The following is a 17,477-nucleotide window of genomic DNA, read 5'->3' on the forward strand; positions in this document are numbered from 1 at the left end:
GACAGATCGAAAAGTTTCGCGGCACTGTAAGGTGAACGCTACGGTCATTTGTCTTTTCACGACGGCGCCGTCAATTCGCCATTGTCAATTTGCTCCTGTTCGATGCTTTCAAACAAGGCTTTGAAATTTCCTTCGCCGAAGCCGTCATCGCCTTTACGCTGAATGAACTCGAAAAAAATTGGCCCAATGACGGTCTTTGAGAAAATTTGCAGGAGAATCCTGGTTTCGCCACCGCCGATAACGCCCTCACCGTCAATCAGGATGCCGTGCTTCTTCATGCGCACAATTGGCTCAGCATGATCAACAACCCGCTGATGGCTCTGTTTGTAATAGGCATCTGGCGGGCCGGGCATGAATTTCAGTCCACGCGCAGCGATTTCATCTGTACTGTCGTAAATGTCGCGAGACCCCACCGCGATGTGCTGGATGCCTTCACCTTTGTATTTCTTTAGATAGGCGACAATCTGCCCTGTTTCGCCGCGGTCTTCATTGATCGGAATGCGGATCCGTCCGCAAGGCGACGTCAACGCGCGGCTGAGAAGCCCGGTGAATTTCCCCGCAATGTCAAAAAAACGTATCTCGCGAAAGTTAAACAGATCACCGTAAAACCGGAACCACGTGTCCATATTACCTTTGTGCACATTGTGCGTCAGATGATCGAGGTAATAGAACCCCACGCCCGTCGGTTTGGATTGCCTGATCCATTCGTATTCCTCGTTATAGGGGCTGGTGTCGTAATACTGATCGACGAAATAGAGCAATGATCCGCCAATCCCCTCAATTGCAGGCACGTCAAGCACTTTGCCAGCCCCCTCATAGGGCTTGGCCCCTTTTGCGACGGCCTGCGAGAACGCTTGCTCGGCATCAACCACACGCCATCCCATAGAGGGCGCGCAAGGACCGTGAGCCTCCACGAAACGCGCAGCAAAACTGTCAGGATCGGCATTCAGAACATAGGAGATGTCGCCCTGCTGCCAAAGCTCTACCTGCCGCGTTTTATGATTGGCGACATGTTCAAAGCCCATACGTGCGAACAGGTCGCGCAGTTCCTGTGGCTCGGGATGTGCAAATTCCACGAACTCAAACCCGTCTGTCCCGGCGGGATTATCGGCCGAAATAGCAGATTTCGGGGCGTCATGCGGAAAAGGACCCATTTAAAACTCCTGAGAAGAGGGCATCACGCACGGAATGCGCGCATATTGGGCACCATACCCTTAAAACCTTACCAAATGTGCGCAAATGTCACGAATTTATTAGGGAATTACGCGGATACTGCGCAAAGTATCGCCGTGAAGTGCAAAAAGGACGCATCATGCTGGACGAAACCGATACGCGCCTTCTTGAAGCCTTGCAAGGCAATGCGCATCTGACGGCGCAACAATTGGGGGAGACTCTTAACTTGTCCCCCAGCCAGGCTGGGCGCAGAAGACAGCGGTTGGAAAGCGAAGGTTTCATTCGCGCCTATGTTGCGCGCCTTGATCCTTCGCGCCTTGGCCTTCACATTCAGGGTTTCGTGCAGGTCTATTTGAGCACCCATGGCCCGGATCATTCCAAGAGCTTTGCCCGGCTAGTAAACTCCCGCTCAGAAATCACGAGTGCGTGGACAATGACCGGCGATGCGGACTATCTGTTGCGCGTGTACTGTGCCGATTTGCCAGCCCTCAACACGCTGATCCATGAAATACTACTGCCCCATCCCGCCGTCGCCCGTGTTCACAGCCAGATCGTGATGGATCAATTGAAATCCGATGGCCCCCTGCCCACCTAAACCTCGCATGAGGAGAAAACGCCACAATGGAAAGTTTCCTGTACCAAGCCTCTATTTATCTCGCTGCAGCAGTGATTGCCGTACCGATTGCCGCGCGGTTGGGCTTGGGATCGGTGTTGGGATATCTGGCGGCCGGGATCATCATCGGACCTGTTTTGAGCCTTGTGGGGTCAGAAACAGAAGATCTACAGCACTTTGCCGAATTTGGCGTGGTCATGATGCTGTTCCTGATCGGATTGGAACTGGAACCGCGCGCGCTTTGGGACATGCGCCACCGCCTGATAGGTTTGGGCGGGTTGCAGGTCGTTTTAAGCACACTCGCGATTATGGGCATCGCGATGGCGTATCATCAACCCTGGGGCATAGCGCTTGCCATCGGTTTGACACTCTCTCTCAGCTCTACCGCCATCGTCTTGCAAACCCTCTCTGAAAAAGGATTAATGCAGACCAGCGGCGGGCGGTCTGTATTTTCGGTCCTGTTAACGCAAGACATCGCCGTAATCCCCATACTTGCCTTCTTGCCCTTGCTTGTGGCGGCTGTCCCCATGCAACTGGCAAAGGACGGGTCAATCCTGAGGGCCGGTGAGGACGCGCATGGCAGTGGACACCACAGCCTGTCACTGGTCGAAGGTCTGCCGGGTTGGGGCGTGACGCTTGTCACCATCGCTGCAATTGGATTTGTGATTCTCGTGGGCGTTTTCCTCACGCGCCCACTTTTTCGCTACATTCACGCCGCACGCCTGCGAGAAATGTACACAGCGCTTGCCCTGCTGATCGTGGTGGCAATCTCCTTTCTGATGACGCTGGTGGGGCTTTCGCCTGCCCTTGGCGCGTTTCTTGCGGGTGTCGTTCTGGCCAGCTCAGAGTTCCGGCATGAGTTGGAGACGGATCTTGAACCCTTCAAGGGGCTTTTGCTGGGGCTCTTTTTCATCACGGTCGGCGCAGGTATCAATTTTACCCTGCTCTTTGACAACATGCCTGCTATTATCGCCATGTCGCTTCTGGTGATCATCGTAAAAGGCATGATCCTCTATGGGCTGGGACGCGCCTTCAAGCTGAAAGGCAAAGATCAGTGGCTTTTTGCGCTCGCTCTGGCGCAGGCAGGCGAGTTCGGTTTTGTACTTGTGTCCTTCTCGGTTGTTCAGGGCGTTATCCCGGTTGAAGTCGCAGAAACCTTGTTACTTGTCATTGCCATGACGATGCTGATCACGCCGCTGCTGTTCATTTTGCATGACGTTTTGTCCAACCGCGCCAAGGACACGCATGAACAACATCCCGATGACGAGATCGACATGGAAGGCCCTGTCATCATTGCGGGAATCGGGCGGTTTGGTCAGATCGTCAACCGGTTGGTGCAAGCCAATGGCTTCAACACCATCGTGCTGGATCATGACATGGAAACCATCGCTGTGATGCGTCGCTTTGGTTTCAAAGGGTTTCTGGGAGATCCAACAAGGCCCGACATCCTGCGCGCCGCCGGGATTGAGACCGCGCGCGTTCTCGTCGTGGCGCTTGATGATCAAAAAGCGGCAATCAAACTTGTGGAATACGCCCGTAAAAAGCGCCCCGACCTGCATATCGTTGCCAGAGCTCGAGACCGGTCACATGTCTATCGTCTCTATCAGGCCGGCGCCAATGACATTGTGCGTGAGCTCTTTGACGGCTCGCTGCGTGCTGGTCGTTATGTTCTTGAAAACATGGGGCTCAGTGATTTTGAAGCTGCGGAAGCAGAGCGCATTTTCTATCATCATGACCGCCATTCGGTGCAGGAACTGGCCGAGCTTTGGGATCCAAACATTCCCACCAGTCAGAACGCGGCATATCTTGCCCGCGCCAAGGAATTGCAAAAAGAACTGGAAACGGCATTCCTAAGCCGTGATACCGAGAAAAAGAGCGCGTAAGCTTGGGCATAGACCGGAAAAACCGCCGATGTGTGATTGTTTTCAACCGTCCGAGACACCAGCCTCGGCAAAAGTGGCCATGCCGCTGAGACAAGCCACGGCGCCTTTCAAAACGCCAAGTGAGAGGGCCGCGCCAGAGGCTTCCCCCAAACGCAGGCCAAGTGACAGCAAGGGCTTCTTGTCCAGGGCTTCCAGCATGCGGGCATGCGCGCCTTCTGCGCTCAGATGACCGGCGACACAATGGTCCAGCGATCCCGCAACGGTTTTCTCCAGACAGGCCGCCGCCGAACAACAAATGAATCCGTCCAGCAGCACCGGAATGCGCAGGCTGCGCGCGCGCGCAATGGCGCCTGCCATACCCGCCAGCTCCCGCCCGCCAAGGCAACGCAGCATTTCCAAACCATCGCCCTGCCCCGCATGCAAGGCGACCCCTTCTGCGACAACCCGCGTTTTGTTGGCAAGGCCCGCATCATCCACGCCTGTCCCACGGCCTGTCCACTGATTTGCGTCCCCCCCAAAAAGCGCGGTGGCCAGCGCCGCCGCCGACGTGGTGTTACCAATCCCCATTTCACCGACGACCAGAACATCGGTACTCTCATTCACCGCTTCCCATCCGACAAGAAGCGCCTCGCATAGATCTTCTTGGCTCATTGAAGCGCTTTGCGTAAAATCCGCCGTAGGCTTTTCCAGAGACAGCGCATACACGTCCAGCCTGGCGCCGAACGTTTGGGCCAATTGGTTGATGGCCGCACCACCATGTTCAAAGTTCAGCACCATCTGGGCTGTGACCTCCGGCGGGAATGCCGACACGCCTTGTGCCGCGACGCCATGATTTCCTGCAAAAACAATGACCTGAGGCGCCGTGATTGCCGGACAATCCGTGCCGCGCCAACCCGCATACCAGATCGCGAGGTCCTCAAGACGCCCCAAAGCCGCGGGCGGTTTGGTCAATTGTTCATTGCGGGCTTCGGCTGCGGCTATTGCCTCGACATCACGGCCTGGCTGTTCTGCCAGAAGGGCGCGAAACCCTGATAAGTCGGAAAAAGCTGCTGTCATCTGATTACCTCGGTTGCAACGTCACCTGCACCTCATTACCCAATGCAGACAGGCTCACAAGTCACGAACGGCATCTAAACGTATGAAAACCGACAGATTACCTTTTTGGGTTCTGGATCTGCTTGTCGCGGGCGCCTTACTCAGCCGGTTGCCTCTGCCGCATTTACCCGAGGATGCCTTTAAACACGCCAATAGGGCGGTATGGGCCTATCCAGTGATGGGTGCCATTTTGGGCGCAATTGCCGGTGGGCTCGGTTTGGCCGTCACCGGTTTGGGTTTGCCGGTAGAATTTGCCGCCGGCGGTGTTTTGGCCACTGCGATTCTGTTGACGGGGGCTATGCATGAAGATGGGCTTGCCGACACCGCTGATGGGTTTTGGGGTGGGTTTGATCGCGCGCACCGCCTTGAGATCATGAAAGACAGCCATACTGGGACATATGGAATTCTCGCGTTGCTGATCGTGATTGGGTTGCGATGGGTTGCCTATGCCGCTCTGTTACCGCATGGAATCCTGCCGATCGTCGCTGGTGCCGTGCTGTCGCGCGCGATGATGCCCTGTATCATGGTTTGGCTGCCCCACGCCCGAAATATCGGTTTGTCAAAGTCCGTGGGTATGCCCAGGTTGCCCGTCGTTTCCCTGGGCCTCGCCGTCGCTTTGGTGCTGGCAAGTCTCTGTGTCGGCCTACCGGCGATATCAGGCCAGATCGCGGGTCTTGCTGTTGTGCTGCTGGTCGGTTGGATCGCGATGCGCAAAATATCTGGTCAGACCGGCGACGTTCTGGGGGCCACGCAACAATTGTCCGAACTGGCTATTCTCGGTGTTTTCGTGTCGCAGATGACGTAAAAAACCGCGCCGGTCGGGGCGCGGTTTTCGGATTAGTGTTTGTTTGGATCAAGCTGCAACGCGGCTTTCCAAAACATCTCCAACCTGTTTGGCAGCGGCCAATTCGTCGCCCCCGCCCACAGCAGCAACTTCGCGGGTCAACCGCTCAAGTGCTGCTTCATACAGTTGGCGCTCGGAATAGCTCTGTTCACGCTGGTCATCCGTGCGGTGCAGATCCCGTACAACTTCGGCGATGGCAATAAGATCACCGGAGTTGATCTTTTGCTCATACTCCTGAGCGCGTCGCGACCACATGGCACGTTTTACCTTAGCCTTCCCTTTCAACGTGCGCATTGCGTGCGTTATCACGTCAGGAGAACTCAGTGCACGCATCCCGATTTCCGTCGCTTTGTGCGTGGGCACGCGCAATGTCATTTTGTCTTTCTCAAACGAAATTACAAAAAGCTCCAGCGAGATGCCAGCGACTTCCTGTTCTTCGACAGAGATGATTTGACCCACTCCATGTGCCGGGTAGACAACAAATTCATTGGGGCGGAAGTCAAGTTTCTTCGATTTGGTCATTCAGTGTTCCTTAGAAAACAGCCGTGCCAATCCAAAATTTCGACAGTAAAAAGCACACCAAGCGGTGGCCTTGCGGCCGCGCCCCCGAGTGTGATCAAGTCGATTTTTCACTGCCCGCTCACGTTCTAGAGCCAGGCGATAGCTCGTCCATTATTAGTTTACAACGGTAGTATAACACAAAAACGGACCATAAAAAAGCGCACCAAGCGTCAACCGGTAAAAAGCTGTAACATATGACGGCCTTAGACTGTCAGGCCATTGCCATCTTGGTCCCGAATCGGGTCGAGTGACCTATCCGCCCTCGCCGGGGGCCTCCGAGAAATACTTCTCAAGCTTACCAGTTTCGCCGTCGCGTTCTTCGGCAGTTGGCAGCGGATCTTTTTTGGTGATGATCACGGGCCACATTTCGGAATACTTGCGATTGAACTCCACCCATTTTTCCATGTCAGGCTCTGTGTCCGGACGGATCGCATCTGCCGGGCATTCAGGCTCACAAACACCACAATCGATGCATTCATCCGGATGAATAACCAGCATATTCTCGCCCTCGTAAAAACAATCCACGGGACAGACCTCCACACAATCGGTGTATTTGCAGGAGATGCAGCTGTCGTTCACGATGTAGGTCATCGGGCCCTCATTTCGCCTAAGTCTGAAGGTTAGCTAAATCAGCCACCGCGATCATTCAAGAGAGCGGGCCTTAGAAAGATCAAGGATGCGACGATTGCGCTTTGTGGGGCGACCTTTTCCCTCATATGCCGGGTTTTGCGGGGTCATGTTCTTCACGTGCGGTCCAGGTGGGGACAAATCTGTGTAAAGGCTTTGTGCTTCCGGTGCCGGGCCGCGCCGCTGGCCAATTGCCTCGATTTTTATCACGCGAATTTGATTGCCCTGCGCGAAGGTCAACACGTCTGATGGGCCCACCATTTGGCTGCGCTTTTGCGTCCGATCCCCGTTGACCCGCACATCCCCCGCCGCAACGCGCGTCGCAGCAAGGGAGCGTGTCTTGAAAAAGCGTGCATGCCACAACCATTTATCCAGGCGCAGTTTTTCAGCCAACTATTTGGTGTCCTTCAACCCCATCAGCGCGGCCGCGAACGGGTTATCCGGGTCAATCTTTTTCTCAGGCTTGGGGGGTCTGGCAGAAAACTTCTGCGCGCTCTGACCTTTGCCGCCCTGAGCCCCGCCACGCTTGCCCTTGCCGCCGGGTTTGCCTTTGCCCTTGTTTTGAGGGCGCTCGCCTCCGGCACGACGGTTCGAATGCTGGGCGCCGCGCGGTGCGCGACCCCAGGTAAATGTATAGAAAATTTCCATTTCCGGCGCTTCGTCCGGGGTTTCCTCATCCGCGGGTGCAACCGGATCCTCTACAGCAGGCGCATCCGCACTTGCAGAAGGCTCCGGCGTCGCGTCCTTCGACGCGTCTTCAGCCGCATTTGTCTCTTTAAGCTCTGACCCAGCGTCAGCCACGTCCGGTTGCTCTGATGAGACGACCTCAGCAGGTTTCACCTTAACCCGCTCCCCTTTTTCCGCTTTATATCCAAGGCCCTGCATAAGATCTGCGAATTGCTCAAAGGTCATCCCAGTGATCGACAACATATCCGGCTTGGCTTCGAAACCCGATCTTGAATTCTCAGAACGCAGCATGTCGGCAAGACGTTCCAGCATATCAATGCGGATCGCACGCTCCCCCGCAATTCGATACCCGGCCATTGCGTCGGCCCCAGCCTGCGCGGTCTTATCAGCCGGGATCGTAACAAGCCCGGGCGGCGGAGCTTCAGGGAAATTCTGTAGCCCCTGGCTCAGGGACCACAAAACCAAGCGCAGCCGCGTCGGTGCCGGTTTCAAAAGCAGCGGCATGAAAATCGTGAACTGACCAAACCGGATGCCATGTTTTCGCAAGGCACCACGGGCATCCTGGTCCAGCCCCTTTACATCCTCAGCCACAGCAGCGCGCGTCAACACGCCAAGGCCTTCGACCATCTGAAAGGCAAAACCGCGCGCCAGCCCGGTCAGTGTTTCATCGCGGCTAAGGTTCAATAGCGGCTCAAAGAGGGCTGCAATCTTTCGGTCAATGAAATGTTGTAGGCGGCGCTGTACTTTCTGCGCAACCTCCGGACCGGCAATATCGTCCACGAACACCTCAACCTGAGGTTTCAACGCATCCGCTCCGGCCACAAGTTTGCCCACCGCGTCTTTGCCCCAGATCAGGCCGCCCTGTTCGGTGAAATCTATCTCGGTGTCAGGCGCGTTGTAAAACCGATCAGCGCGCAAATGAAACTGCGGCGCGAGCGCTTGGAGCGCAGCCGTCTTGATCGTCTTCGCCTCCGCGCCGCCAGCCCCCTTGTCCTGGCTAAACCGGAACCCTTCCAGTTTGCCTACAAATTCGCCTTCGACGGTTACTTCGCCGGTATTGCTTACTTCTGCCACCATGGCTTCCTTCTGGCCGAGCCGGCGCAAAAGCACGGATGTGCGCCGGTCTACAAATCTTTGGGTCAGACGCTCGTGCAGCGCATCCGACAATCGGTCTTCTACAGAACGCGCGGCATCACGCCAATGACTTTCATCATCTGTCCACCCTTTGCGTTGCGCGACATAGGTCCATGTGCGGATAAACGCCAATCTTTTGGACAATGCATCGATGTCGCCATCGGTCCGATCGATCCTTTTGATTTGCCGTGCAAGCCAATCGTTGGGCAATTGGCCTGACTGATGTAAGTAGTTGAAAATACTTTCCAACAGACCGGCATGCTCGGCATGGCTGATGCCGCGAAAGTCCGGGATTCGACAGACGTCCCATAGCAATTTTACAGATTGTCCGTCGCTGCACCGCGCCTCAATTTCTGCAATCTGCGCCAAGGCCTTGAGCGCGCCCAAATCATCAGATTCGCGCGCCTTTACCAAAATTGCATGATCGGGCGGGGCTTCCAATGTCTGGATCAACCGGTCGATTGAACCGAATTGCAAAGCGTGATTGCGCCAGTTCAGCTTGCGCTGCGGAGTAAAGCGATGGTCCATGATGGACTGTGCAACCGCGTCATCAAGCGGCGATGCCTCACCAGTCACGCCGAATGTGCCATTTTTCATACCCCGCCCGGCGCGCCCGGCAATTTGCGCCAACTCATTTGGTGCCAGTGGCCGCATCCGTCGCCCGTCAAATTTGGACAGACTGGAGAAGGCGACGTGATCCACGTCCAGATTGAGGCCCATTCCTATGGCATCCGTCGCCACAAGAAAATCAACCTCACCGTTTTGATACATATCGACTTGCGCGTTGCGAGTTCGGGGCGAGAGGGCACCCATCACAACCGCCGCACCGCCTTTCTGACGGCGGATCAGCTCTGCTATGGCATATACATTTTCAACCGAAAACCCGACGATAGCGCTACGGGGACGCATCCGGCTTATCTTTTTCGCACCTACATAGGAAAGCGTCGACATCCGTTCGCGTTGCACGAATTGCGCTGATGGAACAAGTTCCCGTATGGCTCCGCGCATCGTATCAGCACCCAGAAACAGTGTTTCATGCAATCCGCGCGCGCGCAACAATCGGTCGGTGAACACATGGCCTCGCTCCGGATCAGCACAGAGCTGGATTTCGTCCACTGCGAGAAAGTCGCACCCCATCCCTTCGGGCATGGCTTCGACGGTACAGACCCAATACTGCGCGCGCGGCGGTACGATGCGTTCTTCGCCTGTCACCAGCGCCACAACGGAGGGGCCCCGCGCCGCCACCACGCGATCATAGACTTCGCGCGCCAGCAGGCGAAGAGGCAGTCCGATAATACCTGTACGGTGGCCCAGCATACGCTCAATGGCATAGGTGGTCTTGCCTGTATTGGTTGGGCCCAATACGGCCACAACGCGTGTTTCACCTGTCACGGTGCTGTCCTTGCCTGCCTGGGGTCAGAGAGTGCGACCGATACCACTCTGTTTGAGCTGTTCCATCGCTTTATTGGCGTTTTCGTGGTGGGGGTTCAGTTCCAGAGCCCGTTGAAACGCCTCGCCAGCTCGCTCCAGATCACCGAATTCCTGCAACATCACGCCGAGGCCAAATATCGCATTGTAATTGTTGGGATTTAAAGCCAAAGCGCGCTCCAGATCGTCCAGTGCCGGGCCGTAAAGACCAGCCTGATAGTAGGCCGTCGCCCGCGCGTGCCAGCCTTCGGCAAAGTCCGGCGCATGATCTGTCAGTGCCGTCAGGTGATCAATCGCAACTGAGTTCTCTTTCGCCTCCATCGCATCGCGCCCACGAGTCAACAACAAATCCATGGCAGGGGAGCCAGAGCGCTCCCATATGAGGGTCAACTCACGGTCCAGACGATTGGCTTCCGATTCGGACGCCTCCAGCAGTTGTTGCAACAGTTCTTCTTCGCTCTGTTGAGCGTGCAGCGGCGCAACATTTAGCAAAAGGACGGTAAATGCCGTAACGATAGGTTTGAGGAAGGGGTATTTCACAGTCATAACACCGTGGAATGTAACAGGCGCACGGAGCAATTCCAGTACCCTTGTGCGCAGAATGTCAAAAGGACCAAAAAATGAGCGATATTGTTAACCAAGCTGTAACAGTTCTGAACGAAAAGTTGGTAGGCGCGGACTTTGGCGGCACTGCCAAATTCGATATCTCAGGAGAGGGTTGCATCATGATGGACAGCGCTGGAGCGCGTGCAGGAGACGCGCCTGCCGATGTCACGCTGACCGCTGATGCAGAAACGTTTCAATCCATACTTGAAGGCGACACCAATCCGACCAGCGCATTTATGACGGGCAAACTCAGTGTTGACGGCGATATGGGCATGGCAATGCAATTGGCAACTGTTATCGCCTGATGCCTCTGATCCCCGCCCCCTTCCTGAGCGATATCGCATATGGCGCGGCGGGCGGGGCAGCACATTGGGCCCAAACGTCGGATAATCTTCGCATTCGCATAGGGCATTGGAAACCGTTTGATGCCAAGGGAACGGTTTTGATTTTTCCCGGCCGCACCGAATTCATTGAAAAATATGACCAATGCGCCGCCACCTTTGCGCATCGTGGATTGGCCAGCATGGCCATTGACTGGCGCGGTCAGGGATTGTCGGATCGATTGCTGCACAATCCTATGGTGGGCCATGTCGCCCATTTCAGTGACTATCAGAAAGACGTTGATGCCTTGGTGCGCGCCGCACGCATGCTGGAAATGCCCAGGCCGTTTTTCCTGCTTGCCCATTCCATGGGAGGGGCGATTGGTTTGCGTGCAGCGATGGAAGGTCTCAGCGTTCAAGCCACAGCATTTTCCGCGCCCATGTGGGGCATTCATCTTGCCCCACACCTGCGCCCGATGGCCTGGGTGCTCAGCCATCTGATGCCACAGGTCGGACAGGGCCACCGTCTGCCACCTGGTACCAAGATCGAACACCATGTGTTGAGCGATGGTTTTGACGACAACCTACTTACGCGTGACCCGGAACAATTCGCCATGATGCGCCAGCAGCTCGAAGCGCATCCGGAACTTGCCCTTGGCGGTCCCAGTTTTGTGTGGCTGCGCGAAGCATTGCTGGAAACACGACACCTTGCCAGCCGTCCACCGCCCTATCTGCCCTGTGTTACGTTTCTCGGCACAAATGAGAGAATCGTCGATGTGCCTGCAATCCGCGAACGCATGTTCACCTGGAAGCGCGGACATTTGGAAATTGTAGAAGACGGGGAACATGAGGTTTTGATGGAAAATGCGGCGCGTGTCAGCCCGCTATTTGATATCATGATCGAGTTGTTCAAAAGCGGCGGACATGGCTAAGTCTGGGCAAACGGGTTTGTTCCGCTAAATTGCCTGCAATGGATACCTCGCCCACCCTCACTTTTACGGATCGCGGCATTTACTGTGCTGCAGGGGATTTCTACATTGATCCTTGGCGCCCCGTAGAGCGCGCATTGATTACCCATGGCCACGCGGATCATGCCCGCAGCGGGCACAAATCATATCTGGCTACTCATGCGGCAATCCCTGTAATGCGTCACAGACTGGGCGATATTGCTGCTCAGGGCCTGTCCTTTGGTGAGACCCTGCAGATAGGGGATGCCACCGTGTCCTTTCATCCAGCCGGTCATGTGCCGGGGTCAGCTCAAATCAGGGTTGAAGTAAATGGAGAAATCTGGATTGCCTCAGGTGACTACAAGACCGAGAATGACGGGCTTTCGGAAGGTTTTGAATCGCAAAAATGCCATCACTTCATAACCGAATCGACTTTCGGGTTGCCGGTGTTTCGGTGGCAACCACAGGTGAAAGTGGCACGGGAATTAAATGACTGGTGGGCCAGCTGTGCAGCTGCAGGAAAAACCGCTTTTCTTGGTGCCTACGCTTTGGGCAAAGCACAACGACTGATGACAATGTTGGATCCTGACATAGGACCAATCCTCACGCATGGGGCCGTTGAGGCCACCAATACAGTGCTGCGCGCCCAAGGTTTGAGCCTGCCCGCAACCGTCCCCGTCACGGCACAAACGGATCCAAAGGCCCATAAGGGAGCGCTGGTGCTGGCACCGCCCTCTGCTCTTGGCAGCAAATGGGCGCGCAAATTCGGCGCGCAAGAAAGCGCTTTCGCCAGCGGATGGATGCAACTGCGCGGTGTGCGCAGACGGCGCGCGGGGGACCGGGGCTTCGTGATTTCTGATCACGCCGATTGGAATGGATTGCTGGAAGCGATCAAGGCGACAGGTGCGGAAAACATCTATGTCACACATGGATATACCGATGTTTTCACGCGCTATCTTACTGAAAACGGCTGGAACGCGCAGGTTGTCCCCACCGAATTCGAAGGCGAGACGATAGATGTCGAGAGTACAGAATGAAGCGTTTCGCGACCCTCTTCAATGCAATTGATCAAAGCACAAAAACAACCGTAAAAGTGTCTGCTTTGGCCGATTACTTCGACGCCGCTCCGCATCAGGATCGCATGTGGACGATGGCGTTGTTTTCAGGGCGGCGTCCGAAACGGGCGGTGACCACAACGAGGCTACGCGAATGGGCTTCAGAGGCGGGGGACATCCCGCTTTGGCTTTTTGAGGAAAGTTATCCGATTGTCGGGGATCTGGCTGAAACGATCGCGCTGGTATTGCCGCCAAATGACACCACCAGTGATCAAAGCCTGTCTCATTGGATAAATGCCCTGCGCGATCTGGCCAAAGAGGAAGAAGACGCACGCAAGGCTTTTGTCCTTGCGGCATGGGCCCAGCTTGGCGGGACCGAACGGTTTGTTTTCAACAAGCTGATCACCGGCGGGTTTCGCATGGGGATCAGTCAAAAACTGATGACCCGCGCTCTGTCCCGCGCCACGGGCAAACCGGAAGCGGAACTGGCACATCGCCTCATGGGGAACTGGCACCCGGATGACACCACATGGGACGCATTGATCGAAGCCGAAGACGCGATGGCAGACGCTTCGCGCCCCTATCCGTTTTATCTGGCCTATGCGTTGGAAGACACGCCAGAAGCCCTTGGCGATCCCGCAGGATGGCGCGCGGAGTGGAAATGGGACGGCATTCGTGGGCAGTTGATCCTGCGCGACGGGCAATATTTCATCTGGTCGCGCGGCGAAGAACTCATGACCGACCGTTTTCCCGAGCTTTCGCGCGCGGTTGATTTTCTGCCGCCCGGCACGGTTTTGGACGGCGAATTGTTGGTCTGGCAGCCGGGTGCGAACGGGCCAGACAGCTTCAATGCCTTGCAAAAACGTATCGGGCGCAAAACCGTGCCCAAAAAGCTGCTGGCGGAGGCACCGGTTGCCCTGCACGCTTATGATCTTTTGGAATGGGAAGGCGCGGACCTGCGCGAAGCACCTTTTGCCAGGCGCCGCACGCTATTGGAAGAGGCCTGCGCCGACCTGCCCGTTGACGCTCCTGTGCGTTTGTCACCGCAACTGACGTTTGAGGCCTGGTCGGAGCTGGCCGATCTCCGCAATATTGCGCGCGACGAAAATGCTGAAGGACTCATGCTGAAACGTGCCGACAGTCCGTATCGCATCGGACGCAAAAAAGGTGATTGGTGGAAATGGAAACTGGACCCGCTGACGATCGACGCGGTCATGATTTACGCGCAGGCCGGACACGGACGGCGCGCGAACCTGTTCACGGATTTCACTTTTGCGGTTTGGAATGGCGACGATCTGGTGCCATTCACCAAGGCTTACTCCGGTCTCAAGGATGCGGAGTTTCGCGAGATCACCAAATGGGTGCGCAAGAATACCCTGCAACGTTTCGGGCCCGTGCGGCAGGTCACTCCCCACCACGTATTTGAAATCGCGTTCGAGGGTATTCAAGCAAGCCCACGCCATAAATCTGGCGTGGCCCTTCGATTTCCGCGCATGTCACGATGGCGACAGGACAAACTCCTGCAAGAGGCCAACACGTTAGACGACCTAAAGCAGATGCTTGCGACGTTTGGGTGATGTTCAGCTACAACTCCCCTCCAGCCCGACCATACCATTGCCGACACCTGTGACAGTGACGGTGCAGGTCAGATCACCAGCCATTTTTTCAACGGAGGCGCCTGCGCCAACAGTCTGTGTCTCCACCCCATTGATCGCGATCCGCGCGCTGGAACCATCACCGGCCAAACCGGACACAAAAACCTTCAATGCGCCATCTGCCATAACGGCAACCGTTCCCGGACGATGGCCACTTTCCGGCGCTGGCGGCAGCGCAGACGCGCTTGATGCATCCGACATACCGCAATCGGATCCAACCGTCACACCATCGCCGCTCAACGACGCGACTCCAATCTTGCAATCTGCACCGGCAACAGTAGCTGTTTCACCGACACCGACGGACATAGATGCACCGTTCACGCTGAGCCGCGCTGAGCCGTTTTCACGATCCAGTCCAGACACAAACGCGCGCACTGCGCCCTCGGCAAAGACCGCGGTCTCACCGACACCCAAAACGCCCGAGGTTTGCATGTCATCGGTCGCGTCGCCCGTCGACTCGGAAGAGGAACCGACCGCCGCCGCCGAAAGCGCGCTCAATGCTGCTTCCAAATCCTGAGCCTGAGCTGTTGCTGCCTCTGAGACTGCATCGATTCTGGCACTGACATCTTCTTGCAGCGACGCCAGCTTGTCTTCCAAGCCGGTCGCGGCGGCGGCGCTACTCTCACCAAGACTGGCTTCAAGCTCTGCGAGCCGGGCACTCATGCTCTCCGTCGCTTCGCTCAACGTGGTGGCACTGGCATCCTGTGCTCGCTCCAGCGCTGCGGATATTTTTGAATTGGCGCGCGACTCGCTGATCGCGACGGCCAGAAGAACGCCGAATATCAAGCCCCCGATCGCGATGATTTTTGGTTGATTGTCCATTAATGATTTTCTCCCCATTTTTTCACAATTAAAAACAAACTTGCGATTTTTGATCCACAAAGTTTACCGGATTCGTTTCAGTTTCCTACCGAATTTTTGTCGTGCCGGTTGCGATATGCGGGCAAGGCCTTTACCTGCCTTAGGGCATGCAACCTCGGGTCGCCAGACACCGGGGCATGTTCATGAAAGTTTCAGAGGACAAGAGATGGCCAACCACATGCTTTTCGACGCCAATGCCCATGACTCCGGTTCATCCAATCCATTGGGCGATCTGCCCGAATGGGACTTGGATGACCTTTACACCGGCGAAGATGCTGCGGAGCTAAAACGCGATCTGGATTGGCTGGAGCAGGCCTGCGACAGTTTCGCCACAGATTTCGAAGGCAAACTCGCCGACCTGGATGCAGGTGGATTCCTCGATTGCGTATTGCGTAACGAAAAGATCAATCAGGTGGCCGGGCGCATCATGTCCTTTGCAGGCTTGCGGTATTACCAGAAAACCACAGATGCGGATCGTGCAAAATTCATGTCTGACTTGCAGGAAAAGATCACCAATTTCACCACGCCTCTGGTGTTTTTCACGCTCGAAATTAATCGCTTGGCGGATGATCATCTGGACGGGCTTTATGCTCAAAATACCGATCTGGCCCGCTACAAACCCGTTTTTGACCGGGTGCGCGCAATGAAACCCTATCAGCTCAGTGACGAGTTGGAAAAGTTCATGCATGATCTCGGCGTGGTCGGGGATGCATGGGAACGGTTATTTGATGAAACCATTGCGGGTCTGGAGTTTGAAGTTGATGGTGAGCAACTGAACATTGAAGGCACGCTGAACCTCTTAACCGATCCGGATCGTGCAAAACGTGAGGCTGGTGCACGCGAGTTAGCGGATGTTTTTAGCGCCAACATCAAAACCTTTGCCCGCGTGCATAACACACAGGCGAAGGAAAAAGAGATCATCGACCGCTGGCGCGGCATGGAATCAGCGCAGCTCGGGCGTCACCTCAGCAATCAGGTGGAACCCGAAGTCGTAGAGGCGCTGCGCAACGCGGTTGTGGAGGCCTATCCAAAACTCAGCCACAGGTATTATGAATTGAAACGCAAATGGCTCGGCCTTGATAAAATGCAGGTCTGGGACCGCAATGCGCCGCTGCCGATGGAAGACACGCGCGTAGTGCATTGGGATCAGGCGGAAAAGACCGTAATGGATGCCTATAATGCCTTTGATCCCCGCATGGGGCAGATCGCTGAACCTTTCTTCAGCAAAGGTTGGATTGATGCAGGCGTGAAACCGGGCAAAGCGCCGGGTGCTTTTGCCCATCCAACGGTCACGAATGTTCATCCCTATGTGATGCTGAACTACCTAGGAAAACCGCGCGATGTCATGACCTTGGCGCATGAACTAGGGCACGGCGTGCATCAGGTTTTGGCGGCAGAACAAGGTGAAATGCTGTCCTCTACCCCCTTGACGCTGGCAGAAACAGCCAGTGTTTTCGGGGAAATGCTGACCTTCCGCAAAATGCTGGATGGGGCCACGGATCCAGCACAACGCAAGGTCATGCTCGCGGGTAAGGTCGAGGACATGATCAACACCGTTGTGCGACAGATTGCGTTTTACGACTTTGAATGCAAACTCCATGCCGCGCGGCGGGGTGGCGAATTGACGCCTGACGATATCAACGCGCTTTGGATGTCCGTGCAGGGCGAAAGCCTTGGGCCAGCTTTTGAGTTCATGGACGGATACGAAACCTTCTGGGCATATATCCCGCATTTCGTGCATTCGCCGTTTTACGTCTACGCCTATGCGTTTGGTGATGGTTTGGTGAACGCACTCTATGCCGTCTACGCAGAAGGCGATGCTGGATTTGAAGACAAGTATTTCGAGATGCTCAAAGCAGGTGGCTCAAAGCATCACAAGGAATTACTGGCGCCCTTCGGGTTGGATGCGTCCGATCCTGCGTTCTGGGACAAAGGTCTGTCGATGATCTCCGGCTTCATCGACGAATTGGAAGCGATGGAGAACTAAG

General features: G+C 55.7%; 16 protein-coding genes. 8 read left to right on the top strand and 8 right to left on the bottom strand.

The annotated features are described in order from the left end of the window. Positions 1-56: 56 nt before the first annotated feature. Complete coding sequence (gene hppD / locus R8G34_05900; GenBank protein MDW3222411.1) at positions 57-1,154, bottom strand: 4-hydroxyphenylpyruvate dioxygenase; 1,098 nt, start codon at positions 1,152-1,154, stop codon at positions 57-59. A 158-nt stretch (positions 1,155-1,312) separates the two neighbouring features. On the opposite strand from hppD, the gene R8G34_05905 reads away from it, so the two are divergent. Both R8G34_05905 and R8G34_05910 read left to right on the top strand, forming a co-directional pair. Beyond that, positions 1,313-1,768 (top strand): Lrp/AsnC family transcriptional regulator, encoded by a 456-nt coding sequence (locus tag R8G34_05905; protein MDW3222412.1) that lies wholly within the window; start codon positions 1,313-1,315, stop codon positions 1,766-1,768. A gap of 26 nt (positions 1,769-1,794) precedes the next feature. Further along, positions 1,795-3,669 (top strand): monovalent cation:proton antiporter-2 (CPA2) family protein, encoded by a 1,875-nt coding sequence (locus tag R8G34_05910; protein MDW3222413.1) that lies wholly within the window; start codon positions 1,795-1,797, stop codon positions 3,667-3,669. A 42-nt stretch (positions 3,670-3,711) separates the two neighbouring features. Here the strand turns inward: R8G34_05910 and cobT are convergent, their stop codons facing one another. Beyond that, positions 3,712-4,725: a nicotinate-nucleotide--dimethylbenzimidazole phosphoribosyltransferase gene (gene cobT / locus R8G34_05915; GenBank protein ID MDW3222414.1), complete on the bottom strand. Its 1,014-nt coding sequence runs from the start codon at positions 4,723-4,725 to the stop codon at positions 3,712-3,714. An 82-nt stretch (positions 4,726-4,807) separates the two neighbouring features. Here cobT and R8G34_05920 point away from each other — a divergent pair, with 82 nt between their 5' ends. Further along, entirely contained in the window at positions 4,808-5,569 is a 762-nt protein-coding gene (locus tag R8G34_05920) for an adenosylcobinamide-GDP ribazoletransferase (protein MDW3222415.1), read from the top strand. Positions 5,570-5,617: 48 nt separating this feature from the next. Here the strand turns inward: R8G34_05920 and R8G34_05925 are convergent, their stop codons facing one another. The 5 genes from R8G34_05925 to R8G34_05945 form a co-directional block, all read right to left on the bottom strand. Further along, entirely contained in the window at positions 5,618-6,130 is a 513-nt protein-coding gene (locus tag R8G34_05925; GenBank protein ID MDW3222416.1) for a CarD family transcriptional regulator, read from the bottom strand. Between the two features lie 291 nt (positions 6,131-6,421). Further along, positions 6,422-6,760, bottom strand: a complete 339-nt coding sequence (locus tag R8G34_05930) for a ferredoxin family protein (GenBank protein ID MDW3222417.1) — start codon at positions 6,758-6,760, stop codon at positions 6,422-6,424. A 51-nt stretch (positions 6,761-6,811) separates the two neighbouring features. Then, the gene (locus tag R8G34_05935) at positions 6,812-7,189 is read right to left on the bottom strand and encodes an RNA-binding S4 domain-containing protein (protein ID MDW3222418.1); all 378 of its coding nucleotides are present in this window, start codon (positions 7,187-7,189) and stop codon (positions 6,812-6,814) included. After that, a complete protein-coding gene (locus R8G34_05940) occupies positions 7,190-10,009 on the bottom strand; it encodes a helicase-related protein (GenBank protein MDW3222419.1) in 2,820 nt (939 codons plus the stop codon). A gap of 24 nt (positions 10,010-10,033) precedes the next feature. Next, a complete protein-coding gene (locus tag R8G34_05945; protein MDW3222420.1) occupies positions 10,034-10,591 on the bottom strand; it encodes a tetratricopeptide repeat protein in 558 nt (185 codons plus the stop codon). 74 nt (positions 10,592-10,665) lie between these two features. Between R8G34_05945 and R8G34_05950 the strand changes: the two genes are divergently transcribed. Genes R8G34_05950 through R8G34_05965 form a run of 4 tightly spaced genes read left to right on the top strand, consistent with a single transcriptional unit; the run spans position 10,666 to position 14,550 of the window. Then, complete coding sequence (locus R8G34_05950; GenBank protein MDW3222421.1) at positions 10,666-10,956, top strand: SCP2 sterol-binding domain-containing protein; 291 nt, start codon at positions 10,666-10,668, stop codon at positions 10,954-10,956. Further along, entirely contained in the window at positions 10,956-11,903 is a 948-nt protein-coding gene (locus tag R8G34_05955; protein MDW3222422.1) for an alpha/beta hydrolase, read from the top strand. The genes R8G34_05950 and R8G34_05955 overlap by 1 nt, the downstream gene beginning before the upstream one ends. A 38-nt stretch (positions 11,904-11,941) precedes the next feature. Then, positions 11,942-12,955, top strand: a complete 1,014-nt coding sequence (locus R8G34_05960; protein MDW3222423.1) for a ligase-associated DNA damage response exonuclease — start codon at positions 11,942-11,944, stop codon at positions 12,953-12,955. Continuing rightward, positions 12,952-14,550: an ATP-dependent DNA ligase gene (locus R8G34_05965; GenBank protein MDW3222424.1), complete on the top strand. Its 1,599-nt coding sequence runs from the start codon at positions 12,952-12,954 to the stop codon at positions 14,548-14,550. Before R8G34_05960 ends, R8G34_05965 begins: the two co-directional genes overlap by 4 nt. Positions 14,551-14,553: 3 nt before the next feature. Here the strand turns inward: R8G34_05965 and R8G34_05970 are convergent, their stop codons facing one another. Beyond that, positions 14,554-15,450, bottom strand: a complete 897-nt coding sequence (locus tag R8G34_05970; GenBank protein MDW3222425.1) for a hypothetical protein — start codon at positions 15,448-15,450, stop codon at positions 14,554-14,556. Between the two features lie 205 nt (positions 15,451-15,655). On the opposite strand from R8G34_05970, the gene R8G34_05975 reads away from it, so the two are divergent. Further along, entirely contained in the window at positions 15,656-17,476 is a 1,821-nt protein-coding gene (locus tag R8G34_05975; protein ID MDW3222426.1) for a M3 family oligoendopeptidase, read from the top strand. Position 17,477: the final 1 nt, after the last annotated feature.

Source organism: Paracoccaceae bacterium (genome assembly GCA_033344815.1).
In the GTDB taxonomy this organism is placed as follows: Bacteria; Pseudomonadota; Alphaproteobacteria; order Rhodobacterales; family Rhodobacteraceae; genus Roseobacter.